Genomic DNA, 14,182 nt, shown 5'->3' with positions numbered 1-14,182 from the left:
TAGGATGATCTGATTACCTTTCACCAGCGCCGGAGCGCCCATGAACGAAGCCAACGAATCCCAGGCGCCTGCCGTCGAGATCCTGAGTCGCGAGATCTGCTTCCAGGGCTTCTACCGAATGGCCCGTTTCCGGCTGCGCCATCGGCAGTTCTCCGGTGGGCTCGGCCCCGAGCTGGAGCGCGAGGTCTTCGTGCGCCCCGACGCCGTCTGCGTGCTGCCCTACGACGCCGTGCGCGACGAGGTGGTGCTGATCGAGCAGTTTCGCGTCGGCGTCATGGAAAAGACCGCTCATCCCTGGCTGCTTGAGCCGGTCGCGGGCTTGGTGGACAAGCAGGGCGAGGCGGTCGAGGCGGTCGCTCATCGGGAAGCCGAGGAAGAGGCTGGCCTGACCTTGCAATCGCTCTGGCCCATCTCCACCTACTTCCCCTCGCCTGGCGGCAGCGACGAACAGGTCTATCTCTACCTGGGGCGCTGCAGCACCGCGGACGCCGGCGGCGTCCATGGCCTGGAAGAGGAGGGCGAGGACATTCGCGTCCATGTCTGGTCGTTGAACGAGGCACTGGCCGGGGTTCGCGACGGTCGAATCAATAACGCAGCGGCTATCATCGCCCTGCAATGGTTGGCGCTCAATCGCGCCGAGGTACGGGGGTTATGGGGCTGAAACTGCGAGATCGCTATCGAGTTGACCTGCCGGGCCTGCAGGCCACGTGCGAGGCCAACTACGTGCGGCTGATGCGGCTTCTGCCCAAGATGCGGGAAGCCGTGGTGTCGCGCCGCGTCATGTTGTCTCAGGGCGAGCGACCGCTGGGGGTGCTCGCCCTGGAAGTCACCGAAGCCTGTCCCTACACGACGGCGCTGCGGGTGCGCCAGGAGCTGGGGCTGCCCTGGCTGCCGGTGCCCGAACTGGAAGTGCGGGTGTATCACGATGCGCGGATGGCGGAGGTCGTGTCGGCGGGAGCCTCGCGGCACCTGCTCGGTCGCTATCCCTATCCCAACCAGGCGATGCACCAGCCCGACGAGAAGAGCCAGCTCAATCTGTTCCTCGGCGAGTGGCTGAGTCACTGCCTGGCCTGTGGCCACGAGGCCGAGCCCATCCTGCAGCGATGAGCACCAGAGCGCAACGCTGACAGCCGCGTCTTCCCTGATGCCGGTCAAGCTGCGAAAATGTGAACCATGCACGCAAGTTCCCGGGAACTTTTCTGCACCCTGCCTGCGCTCGTTGTCCCCTTATGCCTAGGAGGCTTTGGTGAGTTTGCCGGATAGTGTCGACGCTCCCCTGGTTGTTCAACTGACCGATAGCCATCTGTTTGCGCGCGCCAGTGGCCGGTTGCTGGGCATAGACACGGCGGCCAGCCTGCAACAGGTGGTCGCCCAGGTGCAGCGCGAGCAGCCCCGCATCGACCTGCTGCTGGCCAGCGGCGACCTCTCCCAGGACGGATCGGTGGCGTCCTACCAGCGATTCTGCGAGCTGACCGAGCCCCTCGCCGCGCCCATGCGCTGGCTGGCCGGCAATCATGACGAGAATGCGCCCATGGCCAAGGCCTGTGGCGATCGCGACTTCCTCGAAACGGTCACCGATGTGGGCGCCTGGCGGCTGATCCTGCTCGACAGCACCGTGCGTGGCTGTGTGTTCGGCGAGCTGGAGCAGGCGCAGCTGGTCGCGCTGGACGAAGCCCTGGCCGCGGCACCCGAGCGTCCGGCGCTGATCTGCCTGCACCATCACCCGGTACCGGTGGGTTGCGGCTGGATGGAGCCCTTGGGGCTGCACCGGCCGGACGAGCTATTCGCCGTACTCGATCGCCACCCTCAGGTCAGGGTGGTGCTCTGGGGCCATATCCACCAGGAATTCGATCAGCTGCGCAACGGCGTGCGGCTGCTGGCCTCGCCCTCCACCGGGCTGCAATTCGAGCCGGGCAGCCAGGACTTCAAGGCCGGTGACCAGGCCCCGGGGTATCGCTGGTTGCGGCTGTTGCCCGATGGCGGTCTGGAGACCGGCGTCTCGCGCCTGGAGCAGCATGGCTTCGCCGTGGACCACAGCGCCGCGGGCTACTGACGCCGGTCGGTCATGGTGGCAGGGATCGAAACGGGTTACCCTATACCTGTTTTTTTATCCAGTAGGAGCGGCCCGATGCCGTCGATCCTCTATATCCATGGTTTCAACAGCTCACCCGCGTCCTTGAAGGCGCGGCAGCTGACCGCCTGCATGACGCACCTGGGCCTCGCGGACCAGCTGCGTACGCCGGCGCTGCCCAACAATGCCGGCGCCGCCTTCGCCTTGCTGGAGCGCGAACTGGCCGAGCTGGACGCCCCCTTGCTGGTCGGCAGCTCCCTGGGCGGCTACTATGCCACCGTCCTGGCGGAACGCCACGGGCTCAAGGCCGTGCTGATCAACCCGGCGGTGCGGCCCTGGCGCTTCATGGAGCATTACCTGGGTCCCCAGCGCAATCACCACACCGGCGAGACCTGGACCCTCACCGAGGCCCACGTCGCGGCCCTGAGCGCGCTGGAAGTCGCGGCGCCGGCCGATCCCGAGCGCTTCCACGTCTGGCTGCAGACCGGCGACGAGACCCTCGACTACCGCGACGCCGAACGTTACTACGGCGCCTGCACCCTGCGCATCGAGCAGGGCGGCGACCACGGCTTCCAGGGCTTCCATCGCCAGCTGCCGCTGCTGCTGGAGCTGGCCGGCTTTGACCCGGCGCTCTGGCGCGAGCTGGATTTCAACACCTTCGAATAGAGACCCCATGGCCACGCAGAACGCCTATAACGCCGATGCCATCGAAGTCCTTTCCGGACTCGATCCGGTGCGCAAGCGCCCTGGCATGTACACTGACACCTCCCGGCCCAACCACCTGGCCCAGGAAGTCATCGACAACAGCGTGGACGAGGCCCTGGCCGGCCATGCCCGCGCGGTGCAGGTGATCCTGCATGCCGACAACTCCCTCGAGGTGATCGACGATGGCCGCGGCATGCCGGTGGACATCCACCCGGAAGAGGGCGTCTCCGGCGTCGAGCTGATCCTCACCAAGCTGCACGCCGGCGGCAAGTTCTCCAACAAGAACTACCAGTTCTCCGGTGGCCTGCACGGCGTGGGCATCTCGGTGGTGAATGCTCTGTCGACCCGGGTCGAGGTGCGCGTCAAGCGCGAGGGCAGCGAATACGCCATGGCCTTCGCCGACGGCTTCAAGGCCAGCGAGCTGGCGGTGGTCGGCAGCGTCGGCAAGCGCAACACCGGCACCAGCGTGCACTTCTGGCCTGACCCCAAGTACTTCGATTCGCCCAAGTTTTCCGTCAGCCGCCTGAAGCACGTGCTCAAGGCCAAGGCGGTGCTTTGCCCGGGCCTCGCCGTGAGCTTCCACGACGAAGCCAGCGGCGAGCGCCTCGAATGGCATTACGAAGACGGCCTGAGATCCTATCTGGTGGACACCGTGGGCGATGCCCCGCGGCTGCCCGAAGCGCCGTTCCACGGTAGCCTGGCCTCGGCCCGGGAGGCCGTGGACTGGGCGCTGTTCTGGCTGCCCGAGGGTGGCGAGTCGGTACAGGAAAGCTACGTCAACCTGATTCCCACCGCCCAGGGCGGCACCCATGTGAACGGCCTGCGCCAGGGCCTGCTGGATGCCATCCGCGAATTCTGCGAATTCCGCAACCTCCTGCCGCGCGGCCTCAAGCTGGCCCCGGAAGACGTCTGGGAGCGCATCGCCTTCGTGCTCTCGATGAAGATGCAGGAGCCGCAGTTCTCCGGCCAGACCAAGGAGCGGCTGTCTTCCCGCGAGGCCGCGGCCTTCGTCGCCGGGGTGGTCAAGGACGCCTTCAGTCTCTGGCTCAATGCCCATCCGGAGCTGGGCCAGCAGATCGCCGAGCTGGCCATCAACAACGCCGGCCGCCGCCTCAAGGCCGGTAAGAAGGTCGAGCGCAAGAAGATCACCCAGGGCCCGGCCCTGCCCGGCAAGCTGGCCGATTGCGCCGGCCAGGATCCGATGAGATCCGAGCTGTTCCTGGTGGAGGGCGACTCCGCCGGCGGCAGCGCCAAGCAGGCGCGCAGCAAGGAATTCCAGGCCATCATGCCGCTGCGTGGCAAGATCCTGAATACCTGGGAGGTGGACGGCAGCGAGGTGCTGGGCAGCCAGGAGGTGCACGACATCGCCGTGGCCATCGGCATCGATCCGGGCAGCGCCGACCTGAGCGGCCTGAGATACGGCAAGATCTGCATCCTCGCCGACGCCGACTCCGACGGCCTGCACATCGCCACCCTGCTGTGCGCCCTGTTCGTGCAGCACTTCCGCCCGCTGGTGGATGCCGGCCACGTCTATGTGGCCATGCCGCCGCTGTACCGCATCGACCTCGGCAAGGAGGTCCACTACGCCCTCGACGAAGCCGAGCGCGATGGCATTCTCGATCGCCTGGCAGCGGAGAAGAAGCGCGGCAAGCCCCAGGTCACCCGCTTCAAGGGCCTCGGCGAGATGAATCCGCTGCAGTTGCGCGAGACCACCATGGACCCCAACACCCGGCGCCTGGTGCAGCTGACCCTGGAGGACGTGCCCGGCACCCTCGAGATGATGGACATGCTGCTGGCCAAGAAGAGGTCCGGCGACCGCAAGAGCTGGCTGGAATCCAAGGGCGACCGCGCGGAAGTGCTGATCTGAAATCCCGACCTGGCCGTATTTATCGCGGCCAGGGGCCGCTCCTACAGAGACCGTAGGAGCGGCCCCTGGCCGCGATGGATCGAGTAACCCGATTACCGATGTAACACCAAAGGATTCCCATGAGTGCACCCCTCGACCTGAGCCTGGACGGCGTCGAACGCCGCTCGCTGGCCGACTTCACCGAGCAGGCGTACCTGAACTACTCCATGTACGTGATCATGGACCGCGCCCTGCCGCACATCGGCGACGGCCTCAAGCCGGTCCAGCGCCGCATCGTCTACGCCATGAGCGAGCTGGGCCTGGACGCCGACGCCAAGCACAAGAAGTCCGCCCGTACCGTCGGTGACGTGCTCGGTAAGTACCACCCCCACGGCGACTCGGCCTGCTACGAAGCCATGGTGCTCATGGCCCAGCCGTTCTCCTATCGCTATCCGCTGGTGGATGGCCAGGGCAACTGGGGCGCCCCTGACGATCCCAAGTCCTTCGCCGCCATGCGTTACACCGAGGCGCGGCTGTCGCGCTATTCCGAGGTGCTGCTCAGCGAGCTGGGGCAGGGCACCGTGGACTGGGTACCCAACTTCGACGGCACCCTGAACGAGCCGGCGGTGCTGCCGGCGCGACTGCCGAACCTGCTGCTCAACGGTACCACCGGCATCGCCGTGGGCATGGCCACCGACATCCCGCCGCACAACCTGCGGGAAGTGGCCGCCGCCTGCGTGCGCCTGCTGGACGATCCCATCGCCGGCATTCCCGAGCTGCTCGAACACGTGCCCGGTCCGGACTTCCCCACCGAGGCCGAGATCGTCACGCCGCGCGCCGACCTGCGCAAGATCTACGAGACCGGCCGCGGTTCGGTGCGCATGCGCGCCGTCTACCGCCGGGAGGATGGCGACGTGGTCATCACCGCGCTGCCGCACCAGGTGTCCGGCTCCAAGGTGCTCGAGCAGATCGCCGCCCAGATGCAGGCCAAGAAGCTGCCCATGGTGGCCGACCTGCGCGACGAGTCGGACCACGAGAACCCGACCCGCATCGTCATCGTGCCGCGCTCCAACCGCATCGATGCCGACGAGCTGATGCAGCACCTGTTCGCCACCACCGATCTGGAGTCCAGCTACCGGGTCAACCTCAACGTCATCGGCCTGGACGGCAAGCCCCAGGTCAAGGACCTGCGGCAGATCCTCCAGGAGTGGCTGATCTATCGCATTGGCACGGTGCGCCGTCGGCTGCAGTTCCGCCTGGACAAGGTCAATCGCCGCCTGCACCTGCTGGATGGCCTGCTGGTCGCCTTCCTCAACCTGGACGAGGTGATCCACATCATCCGCACCGAGGAGCATCCCAAGCAGGCGCTGATGGCCCGCTTCGAACTCTCCGAGGAACAGGCCGACTACATCCTGGAAACCCGCCTGCGCCAGCTGGCGCGGCTGGAAGAGATGAAGATCCGTGGCGAACAGGCCGAGCTGCTCAAGGAGCAGAAGCGCCTGCAGACCCTGCTGGGCAGCGACAAGAAGCTGCGCAACCTGGTCCGCGACGAGCTGATCAAGGACGCCGAGACCTATGGCGACGAGCGTCGCTCGCCCATCGTCGAGCGTGCCGAGGCCAAGGCCCTGTCGGAAACCGAGCTGATGCCCACCGAACCGGTGACCGTGGTGCTTTCCGAGAAAGGCTGGGTGCGCCAGGCCAAGGGTCACGACGTCGATGCGACGGGGCTGTCTTACAAGGCCGGCGACGGCTTCAAGGCGGCGGCATTGGGCCGCTCCAACCAGTTCGCCGTGTTCATCGACTCCACCGGGCGCAGCTATTCGGTGGCGGCCCATTCGCTGCCGTCGGCGCGGGGCCAGGGCGAACCGCTCACCGGCCGCCTGACCCCCCCGCCGGGCGCCAGCTTCGAATGCCTGCTCCTGCCGGACGACAATGGCCTCTATGTGCTGGCCTCGGACGCCGGTTACGGCTTCGTGGTCAAGGGCGAGGACCTGCAGGCCAAGAACAAGGCCGGCAAGGCGCTGATCAGCCTGCCCAACGGCGCCAAGGTGCTGCCGCCCAAGCCGGTGGCCGCCCTGGAAGACACCTCCATTGCGGTGGTCACCAACGAGGGTCGCCTGCTGGTGTTCGCCATCGGCGAGCTGCCGCAGCTGGCCAAGGGCAAGGGCAACAAGCTGATCTCCATTCCCGGCGAGCGGGTTGCCAAGCGCGAGGAATACGTGGTCGACCTGGCCGTAGTCCCGGCGGGTGCTTCCCTGACCCTGCAGGCCGGCAAGCGGCCCTATACCCTCAAGGGCAGTGACCTCGAGCACTACCGCGCCGAGCGCGGCCGGCGGGGCAACAAGTTGCCGCGTGGCTTCCAGCGGGTGGACTCGCTGCAGGTGGAAACTTGAGCCGACTGCGGTCAGCCGCTAGCATAGGCCCGATTTTTTCGACCAGGACTCGCCGGGCCTCGGTGCCCGTCGAGAGAGAGCCTCGATGAAACGGATGTGTCTCGCCAGGCTGGCCCTCGTCGGCCTGCTGGCCGGCCTGGGTGGCTGTGCCAGCGTCGCGCCTACCCACTACTATCAGCTCGATGGCGGCAGCGTGCGCGCGCCTGCCAGCGGCGACCGTGGACTCGCGGTGTGGATCGAAAGCCTGCAACTGGCCGACTACCTGCAGCGTGACGTCCTGCTGGAGCGCCAAGCCGATGGCAGCCTGGCGACCACCCGTGACCATTGGGCCGGTCCGCTGGATGCCAACGTGCGCCAGTTGCTGCAACGCCAGCTCGCCAGCCGGCTGAACAGCGGGCGGATCGTGGTGGGCGAGCAGCCCGAGGGCTTCGCTCCGCAATACCGGGTGGAGCTGGTGGTGACCCGTCTCGACGCCGGTGACCGGGCGCCGGCCACCCTGGATGCCAGCTGGCAGCTGCGCGATAGCCAGGATCGGCTGCTGGACACCCAGGTGGTGCACCTGCAGGCGCGCCACGCGGGTGATCGCGCCGCCCAGGTACGGGCCCAGGGCGAGCTGCTGCAGCAATTCGCCGCCCGTCTCGCCACCGATCTCACCAAAGTCGCCCAGCGTGGTCGCCGCCCCAGCGACGTGGCCCGCAAGGAGCCCAAGCAACTCGTGGAAGAGGCCCAGGCGCGACCGACGCTGCCGGCCGTGGTGCCCATTCGCACCGGTGCCGAGGTCTATCGCTTCTGACCCGGCAGGCTCCCGTGCGTCGCCGCGCGGGAGCTGTCGGTGGCGCCCGACGCTCTATCCAGCAGGACCATCAGGCCTCGGAGGCTCCATGACGCTGCCCCTGTTTCCGCTGAACACCACCCTGTTTCCCGGCTGCCGCCTCGACTTGCAGCTGTTCGAAGCGCGCTACCTGGACATGCTCGGCCGCTGCCTCAAGCAAGGCAGCAGCTTCGGTGTGGTGACCATCCTCGAAGGCCGTGAAACCGGTGCCGCGCCGAATCGACTGGGCAGCCATGGCTGCGAGGCGCTGATCCGCGACTGGCAGCAGCAGAGCAATGGACTGCTGGGCATCCGTATCGAAGGGGGACGCCGGTTTCGCCTCCTGAGCCAGGAGGAGCAGGCCGATCACCTGGTGGTCGGCGAGGTGGAATGGCTGCCGGAGACCGCGCCGCAACCGCTGCGCGATGCCGACGCGGATCTGCTGGCGCTGCTGGTGGCCCTGGCCCAGCATCCCATGGTGGCCAGTCTGGACATGGGGGGAGAAGTCGCCGATCGCCAGGCGCTCGGTTGCCAGCTGGCCTATCTGCTGCCCTTCGAGGCGCATCTGAAACTAGCCTGGCTGGGCATGGATGACCAGGGTCAGCGCCTAGCCGACATCGAGCGCCACCTGGTGGACCTGCAGGGCGATTTCCAGGCCTGAACGAGCCTGGTCATCCCCGGTTGCGCCTCGGCCCGCCTGCATCTTGAGTGGCCTGGATCGCCAGACCGATCAATGGCATCCCTAGAACACCGCAGCAGCTCGCCTGGTCATGCGCGTCCTATGCCTTTCCACGTCTGTTTGCAGGGCTACCGGCATTGCCTTGCGTAGGACAGGCAGGCGTCGAGCCCAAACGCCGGGCAAAAGAAAGCCCGCCGGGCAGGGCGGGCTAAAAGTGCTTTGGGGGCACTGGATAGGACTCTGGCACTTTGCCATAAGTTCAGTCTTATGAGATCAAAGTGCCATTCTTGCGCGGGCAGCCGCGACGGCCGTCGACTGGGGGGGCCTGCTCGGCAATGCCGCTTCGCGGGACTTCTGGCTTCCGGGCCAAAACCTGGGCGCTGTGACGCCCTGCGAAGGATCATTCAGCGCGGGGCGGAACCGGCTTTTCAGACTGGGGTAGCCGCTTTTGTTCGAGCATGGCCTCGATGACGGCCAGGTCTTCCTGCTGCTTGGCGAAGCGGTCGAGCTGATGCTTCAGCCAGCGACGGCTCGATTCGACATTGCGGCGACGTCGGGCGACCTCGCGCTCGAGTTCCGGTACTGACTTTTGCTCCAGCTCTGCTGGATCGGGACTGCGGTAGGGCATCTCATGCATCCTTGCATGGTGGCGATGCGGAATCAGACCCGAATCCTTCCCTGAGTTCCGTTCGCTATCGCGATAGCTACCGCTCAGGCGAAGCGGCTTTACCGGCGATTGCCTGGGTAATAGTCTTACCTATTGCGATAAAGATCTATGAAAGCACGATGCACAATCCCGCTTTACAAAGGGCCCTGGGCGCCATTGCCGGTGCCTTTCCCCGGCACAGCTGCCAGGCCGAGCGTTCCGCCTCGGGCCTGATACGTATCGTCCTGCACCTGAAGTCCGGAGGCCGGCCACCGCTTGGCTGGACGACCACGGACGGAGAGCTCGTCAATCCCGCCGCGTTGGAGCGGATGGTTGCCCATATGCAGGCAGCCCTGCGCCAACGGCTGGACGGGGCGCAGCCCTGAGCCTAGGCCTGGAGGGCACTGCAGGAGTTCATGGCAGAAGCCGCTGAGCACCGCCGTGTCCATCGGGTCGGGAGCGCGAGGGTGAAGCCCCGAGCGTCGGACCGTCCGGGGCGCGCAATCATCCTCAGCCGGCCAGCAGCTTGAGGAATTCACGGTTGAAGGCGGGGATGTCGTCCGGCTTGCGGCTGCTCACCAACTGACCGTCGACAATGACCTCCTGGTCCTGCCAGGTGGCGCCGGCATTCTTGAGGTCATCGGTCAGTGACGGCCAGCTGGTCATGGTCTTGCCCTGCACCAGGCCGGCGGAGATCAGCAGCCAGGCGCCGTGGCAGATGACGGCGACCGGCTTGCCGGCATCGGCGATCTGCTTGGTCAGTTGCTGGGCTTGGGCATCGATGCGGATGGTATCGGCGTTGACCACGCCCCCGGGCAGCAGCACGGCATCGTAGTCACCGGCATTGGCGGCGTCGAAGGTCAGGTCCACCGGAAAGCTGTCGGCCGGCTCGGTACCGTCCCAACCACGGACTTCGCCGCTTTCGGCGGAGATGATGTGGGTCTGGGCGCCTGCCTGCTCCAGCGCTTCCTTGGGTCCGGTGAGTTCGGCCTGTTCGAAGCCGTCGGTGACCAGGATGGCGATCTTCTTGCCGTTCAGGGATGTAGCCATGATGCGGATACCTCGGTTGGAATTCGGGTCGGGCTAGCCTTTTGCCAGCGCTCATAGATCCGGCTCATTCGGGCCATACGAAGTTCCTTCGTCGCGCCCGATGGCATCCCTCGGCGGCGCGGAGTAAATTTGTGACATCCCTCGCAGAGTAGTCTTCATGTCCCAAGCGTCCCCTCAGCTGACCGAGGAGCAGATCCGTCAGGCCCTGCAAGGCATCAGCATTCCTCCGCAGCCGCAGATCATGGTGGATCTGCAACTCGAGCAGCTCATGCCCAATCCCGATCTCAAGGTCATCTCCCGCCTGATCGGCCAGGATCCCGGGCTGTCGGGCGCCCTGCTCAAGCTGGTCAATTCGCCGTATTTCGGTCTGAGCAACCGCATCACTTCGATCCAGCGGGCGGTCAATCTGCTGGGCAGCCAGTCGGTCATCAATCTGATCAATGCCCAGTCGATCAAGGGCGAGCTCACCGACGAGACCATCGTCATCCTCAACCGCTTCTGGGACACCGCCCAGGACGTGGCCGAGACCTGCCTGAGCCTGGCCAAGAAGACCGGCTACCCGACGCCCGACGAAGCCTATGCCCTGGGCCTGTTCCACAACTGCGGCATCCCGCTGATGCTCAAGCGCTTCCCCAACTACATGGCGGTGCTGGAAGAGGCCTATGCCAGCGTCAACGAACAGGTGCGGGTGGTGGATGTGGAGAACCGCATCTTCAGCACCAACCACGCGGTGGTGGGCTATTTCATCTCCCGTTCCTGGCGCCTGCCGGAGCACGTCGGTCAGGCCATCGCCAACCACCACAACGCGCAGTCGGTGTTCGACGAGGAGTCGACCACCGACATCCAGATCAAGAACCTGCTGGCCCTGCTGAAGATGGCCGAACACATCTGCGGCTGCTATCGCGCCCTGGGTGGCCAGGACGAGGATCACGAGTGGCGGGCGATCGCCCCGCGGGTGCTGGATCACGTCGGCCTGTCCGAATACGACTTCGAGTCGCTCAAGGAGACCATCCTTGAAATGGGCAGCGGTCGGATCAATTACTAGATTTGGTTAAAAGGGCCTGCGCTCGGCCATGCGGCGTTGAAAACCAGCTGGTTCGCCAGCCCGGTCGGAATGCTCATTTACCCTTTGTAGACTCCGCTTCCTCGCTGTTTTTCGCCTTGCCTGACCTTCGCTCGGCGCCTTTTAAGCCAAATCTCTGGAATAAGCCTCCTGGATCCTCATGCCCGAATTACCTGAAGTCGAAACCACCCGCCGGGGCATCGCGCCCCATGTCGTCGGTCAGCGCGTGCGCCGGGTCATCGTCCGCGATGCGCGCCTGCGCTGGCCGGTGCCCGAGGACCTGGACGTGCGCCTGTCCGGGCAGCGCATCGAGGCCGTGGAGCGCCGCGCCAAGTACCTGCTGATCAAGGCCGAAAGCGGTACCCTGATCGGCCATCTGGGCATGTCCGGCAGCCTGCGTATGGTGCCGGCGGACCAGCCGCCGGCCAAGCACGAGCATGTCGACATCGAGCTGGAGTCCGGGCTGTCGCTGCGCTACACCGATCCGCGGCGTTTCGGCGCCTTGCTCTGGACCCAGGATCCTCTTGCCCATGTGCTGCTCAGCAAGCTGGGACCCGAACCCCTGACCGAGGCCTTCGACGGCGGACGGCTGTACGAGCTGTCGCGTGGGCGCAGCATGGCGGTCAAGCCCTTCATCATGGACAACGCCGTGGTGGTGGGGGTGGGCAACATCTACGCCGCCGAGGCGCTGTTCGCCGCCGGCATCGATCCGCGCCGCGCCGCCGGCAGCATCTCCCGGGCGCGCTACGACCGTCTGGCCGAGGAGATCAAGAAGGTGCTGGCGCGCTCCATCGAGAGTGGTGGCACCACTCTGCGTGACTTCATCGGTGGCGATGGCGCGCCCGGCTATTTCAAGCAGGAGTTGTTCGTCTACGGCCGCAAGGGCGAGTTCTGCAAGGTGTGCGGCACCGGCTTGCAGGAGATCCGCCTCGGCCAGCGCGCCAGCGTCTATTGCCGCAAGTGCCAGCGATGAAGGCCCTGCTCGGGCTGGTGCTGCTGACGCTGCTGAGCACGGAGCTGGCCTGGGCCGATGCCGACAATGGCCGCAACCTGTTCCTGCGGCGCTGCCACAACTGCCATTCGGTGGGGCCGGGCGCCCAGTCCGGCTTCGGGCCCCAGCTCAACGACCTCTTCGGCCGCCAGGCCGGCAGCCTGGCCGGCTACAACTACTCCGACGCCATGCGCAACGCCGGCTTCGCCTGGGATCGCGAAGCCCTGGCGGCCTTCCTGCGCGATCCCGAGCAGAAGGTGCCGGGCACCAAGATGAGATTCTGGGGCATTGGCGATGCCGAGGATCTGGGTGACATCGCCGACTACCTGCAGACCCAGCACCACGCCCCCTGATCCGTTCTAGTGGTCGCCGCCACCGGCCCCCGGCTTGGCCGCGAAGGGTGGCTTGGCCAGCCAGATGATCAGGAACAGCCCCATGAAGATCCAGCCGAGCAGGGTGAAGTAGTCCACCGTGGACAGCATGTAGGCCTGGCCTTCCACCACCTTGTCCAGCTGGGCATAGGCCTGCTGGGATGGGCCGCCGATGGCGTCCAGGTAATGCTGGGTAGCCGGGCTGTAGACGGTCACGTCCTCGGTCAGCTGGGCATGGTGATGGATGGCGCGGCGCTGCCACAGCCAGGTGGTCAGGGAAGAGGCGAAGCTGCCGCCCAGGACCCGCAGGAAGGTGGCCAGGCCGCCGCCGTCCGCCAGTTCCGAGGGCTTGAGGCTAGACAGCAGGATGCTGGTGGTGGGCATGAAGAACAGCGCCACACCGAGGCCCATGAAGGTCTGCACCTCGGCGATGTGGCGATAGTCCACCTCGTTGTTGAAGGTCGCCCGCATGAAGCAGGAGGCGCCGATCACCAGGAAGGATCCGCCGGCCAGCAGGCGCAGGTCGGTCTTGTGCGCGAACTTGCCAACCAGCGGCGAGAGGATCACCGGCAGGATACCGATGGGCGCCGCCGCCAGGCCCGCCCACACCGGGGTGTAGCCGAGCTGGGTCTGCAGCCACTGGGGCAGCAGCAGGTTGATGCCGAAGAAGCCCGAGTAGCCCAGGACCAGCGCCAGGGTGCCGAAGCTGAAGTTGCGATAGCGGAACAGCCGCAGGTTGACGATGGGATGCTTGTCGGTCAGCTCCCAGATCACCAGGGCGGTCAGGGCCACGGCGGAAATGGCCGCGCCCAGGCAGATCAGGTTGGATTCGAACCAGTCCAGGTCGTTGCCCTTGTCCAGCACCACCTGCAACACGCCCACGCCGATCACTAGCAGGATCAGCCCGACGTAGTCGATGGGCTGACTGACCAGTTTTTCCGGCTTCTTGCCCAGCTGGGTCCAGACCACCAGGGTGGCGAAGATGCCGATGGGAATGTTGATGAAGAAGATCCACGGCCAGCTGTAGTTGTCGGTGATCCAGCCGCCGGCGATGGGACCGATGATGGGCGCCACCACCGTCACCATCGCTAGCAGCGCCAGGGCCATGCCGCGCTTGGCCGCGGGAAAGATCGCCAGCAGCAGGGTCTGGGCCATGGGGTAGAGCGGGCCGGCGACGAAGCCCTGCATGGCGCGGAAGATCACCAGCTCGGGCATGGAGGTGGCGATGCCGCAGAGGAAGGAGGTGATGACGAACAGCACCACGGCGGCCATGAACAGCTTGACCTCGCCGAAGCGGCGCGCCATCCAGCCGGTCAGCGGCAGGGCGATGGCGTTGCTCACGGCGAAGGCGGTGATGACCCAGGTGCCCTGTTCCGAACTCACCCCGAGGTTGCCGGAGATGGTGGTCAGGGCGACGTTGGCGATGGTGGTGTCGAGCACCTGCATGAAGGTGGCCAGGGACAGGCCCACCGTGGCGAGCACCAGGCTCGCCGGGCGAAAGGCGTTATCGCTCATGACGGATTACCAGAAGGGGTGGGCGGGGAGGCTCGGGACCG

15 protein-coding genes are annotated in these 14,182 nt (G+C 66.1%); 12 read left to right on the top strand and 3 right to left on the bottom strand.

Going from position 1 to position 14,182, the window contains the following annotated elements:
* Positions 1-40 precede the first annotated feature (40 nt).
* The 8 genes from ACYJP6_RS23155 (at position 41) to ACYJP6_RS23120 (ending at position 8,487) form a co-directional block, all read left to right on the top strand.
* Complete coding sequence (locus ACYJP6_RS23155) at positions 41-661, top strand: NUDIX domain-containing protein (protein ID WP_459478249.1); 621 nt, start codon at positions 41-43, stop codon at positions 659-661.
* Positions 652-1,107 carry a DUF1249 domain-containing protein gene (locus ACYJP6_RS23150; RefSeq protein WP_007162101.1) on the top strand — a complete coding sequence of 152 codons (456 nt, stop codon included), beginning with the start codon at positions 652-654 and terminating at the stop codon, positions 1,105-1,107. Before ACYJP6_RS23155 ends, ACYJP6_RS23150 begins: the two co-directional genes overlap by 10 nt.
* Before the next feature lie 139 nt (positions 1,108-1,246).
* Positions 1,247-2,053 (top strand): 3',5'-cyclic-AMP phosphodiesterase, encoded by an 807-nt coding sequence (gene cpdA / locus ACYJP6_RS23145; RefSeq protein ID WP_459478247.1) that lies wholly within the window; start codon positions 1,247-1,249, stop codon positions 2,051-2,053.
* 75 nt (positions 2,054-2,128) lie between these two features.
* Entirely contained in the window at positions 2,129-2,737 is a 609-nt protein-coding gene (locus ACYJP6_RS23140; RefSeq protein WP_459478245.1) for a YqiA/YcfP family alpha/beta fold hydrolase, read from the top strand.
* Between the two features lie 7 nt (positions 2,738-2,744).
* Entirely contained in the window at positions 2,745-4,643 is a 1,899-nt protein-coding gene (gene parE / locus ACYJP6_RS23135) for a DNA topoisomerase IV subunit B (RefSeq protein WP_459478243.1), read from the top strand.
* A 119-nt stretch (positions 4,644-4,762) separates the two neighbouring features.
* Positions 4,763-7,015, top strand: a complete 2,253-nt coding sequence (gene parC / locus ACYJP6_RS23130; protein ID WP_459478241.1) for a DNA topoisomerase IV subunit A — start codon at positions 4,763-4,765, stop codon at positions 7,013-7,015.
* A gap of 85 nt (positions 7,016-7,100) precedes the next feature.
* Positions 7,101-7,808, top strand: a complete 708-nt coding sequence (locus ACYJP6_RS23125) for a PqiC family protein (RefSeq protein ID WP_459478239.1) — start codon at positions 7,101-7,103, stop codon at positions 7,806-7,808.
* Positions 7,809-7,896: 88 nt separating this feature from the next.
* Positions 7,897-8,487: an LON peptidase substrate-binding domain-containing protein gene (locus ACYJP6_RS23120; protein ID WP_459478237.1), complete on the top strand. Its 591-nt coding sequence runs from the start codon at positions 7,897-7,899 to the stop codon at positions 8,485-8,487.
* 418 nt (positions 8,488-8,905) lie between these two features.
* Here the strand turns inward: ACYJP6_RS23120 and ACYJP6_RS23115 are convergent, their stop codons facing one another.
* Positions 8,906-9,133, bottom strand: a complete 228-nt coding sequence (locus ACYJP6_RS23115) for a hypothetical protein (protein ID WP_459478236.1) — start codon at positions 9,131-9,133, stop codon at positions 8,906-8,908.
* Positions 9,134-9,291: 158 nt separating this feature from the next.
* On the opposite strand from ACYJP6_RS23115, the gene ACYJP6_RS23110 reads away from it, so the two are divergent.
* A complete protein-coding gene (locus ACYJP6_RS23110; RefSeq protein WP_459478234.1) occupies positions 9,292-9,537 on the top strand; it encodes a hypothetical protein in 246 nt (81 codons plus the stop codon).
* A gap of 124 nt (positions 9,538-9,661) precedes the next feature.
* On the opposite strand, the gene ACYJP6_RS23105 is transcribed toward ACYJP6_RS23110, so the two are convergent.
* A complete protein-coding gene (locus ACYJP6_RS23105; protein WP_459478232.1) occupies positions 9,662-10,201 on the bottom strand; it encodes a type 1 glutamine amidotransferase domain-containing protein in 540 nt (179 codons plus the stop codon).
* A gap of 220 nt (positions 10,202-10,421) precedes the next feature.
* On the opposite strand from ACYJP6_RS23105, the gene ACYJP6_RS23100 reads away from it, so the two are divergent.
* The 3 genes from ACYJP6_RS23100 to ACYJP6_RS23090 all read left to right on the top strand — a co-directional run bounded on the left by ACYJP6_RS23100 (position 10,422) and on the right by ACYJP6_RS23090 (position 12,608).
* A complete protein-coding gene (locus ACYJP6_RS23100; protein ID WP_186309208.1) occupies positions 10,422-11,246 on the top strand; it encodes an HDOD domain-containing protein in 825 nt (274 codons plus the stop codon).
* A 178-nt stretch (positions 11,247-11,424) separates the two neighbouring features.
* Positions 11,425-12,237 (top strand): bifunctional DNA-formamidopyrimidine glycosylase/DNA-(apurinic or apyrimidinic site) lyase, encoded by an 813-nt coding sequence (gene mutM, locus ACYJP6_RS23095; RefSeq protein ID WP_459478230.1) that lies wholly within the window; start codon positions 11,425-11,427, stop codon positions 12,235-12,237.
* A complete protein-coding gene (locus ACYJP6_RS23090) occupies positions 12,234-12,608 on the top strand; it encodes a c-type cytochrome (RefSeq protein WP_459478228.1) in 375 nt (124 codons plus the stop codon). Before mutM ends, ACYJP6_RS23090 begins: the two co-directional genes overlap by 4 nt.
* Before the next feature lie 6 nt (positions 12,609-12,614).
* Here the strand turns inward: ACYJP6_RS23090 and ACYJP6_RS23085 are convergent, their stop codons facing one another.
* Positions 12,615-14,141: a DHA2 family efflux MFS transporter permease subunit gene (locus tag ACYJP6_RS23085; protein WP_145007148.1), complete on the bottom strand. Its 1,527-nt coding sequence runs from the start codon at positions 14,139-14,141 to the stop codon at positions 12,615-12,617.
* Between the last annotated feature and the right edge of the window lie 41 nt (positions 14,142-14,182).

Source organism: Pseudomonas sp. No.117, assembly GCF_054558395.1.
Note: the sequence above shows the minus strand (reverse complement) of the source record. Positions and strands in the feature narration are given on the sequence as shown.

Coding starts and splice junctions, on each gene's coding strand:
- ACYJP6_RS23155 (WP_459478249.1), top strand. CDS start 41: ATGAACGAAGCCAACGAATCCCAGGCGCCTGCCGTCGAGATCCTGAGT.
- ACYJP6_RS23150 (WP_007162101.1), top strand. CDS start 652: ATGGGGCTGAAACTGCGAGATCGCTATCGAGTTGACCTGCCGGGCCTG.
- ACYJP6_RS23140 (WP_459478245.1), top strand. CDS start 2,129: ATGCCGTCGATCCTCTATATCCATGGTTTCAACAGCTCACCCGCGTCC.
- parE (WP_459478243.1), top strand. CDS start 2,745: ATGGCCACGCAGAACGCCTATAACGCCGATGCCATCGAAGTCCTTTCC.
- parC (WP_459478241.1), top strand. CDS start 4,763: ATGAGTGCACCCCTCGACCTGAGCCTGGACGGCGTCGAACGCCGCTCG.
- ACYJP6_RS23125 (WP_459478239.1), top strand. CDS start 7,101: ATGAAACGGATGTGTCTCGCCAGGCTGGCCCTCGTCGGCCTGCTGGCC.
- ACYJP6_RS23120 (WP_459478237.1), top strand. CDS start 7,897: ATGACGCTGCCCCTGTTTCCGCTGAACACCACCCTGTTTCCCGGCTGC.
- ACYJP6_RS23115 (WP_459478236.1), bottom strand. CDS start 9,133: ATGCCCTACCGCAGTCCCGATCCAGCAGAGCTGGAGCAAAAGTCAGTA.
- ACYJP6_RS23110 (WP_459478234.1), top strand. CDS start 9,292: ATGCACAATCCCGCTTTACAAAGGGCCCTGGGCGCCATTGCCGGTGCC.
- ACYJP6_RS23105 (WP_459478232.1), bottom strand. CDS start 10,201: ATGGCTACATCCCTGAACGGCAAGAAGATCGCCATCCTGGTCACCGAC.
- mutM (WP_459478230.1), top strand. CDS start 11,425: ATGCCCGAATTACCTGAAGTCGAAACCACCCGCCGGGGCATCGCGCCC.
- ACYJP6_RS23090 (WP_459478228.1), top strand. CDS start 12,234: ATGAAGGCCCTGCTCGGGCTGGTGCTGCTGACGCTGCTGAGCACGGAG.
- ACYJP6_RS23085 (WP_145007148.1), bottom strand. CDS start 14,141: ATGAGCGATAACGCCTTTCGCCCGGCGAGCCTGGTGCTCGCCACGGTG.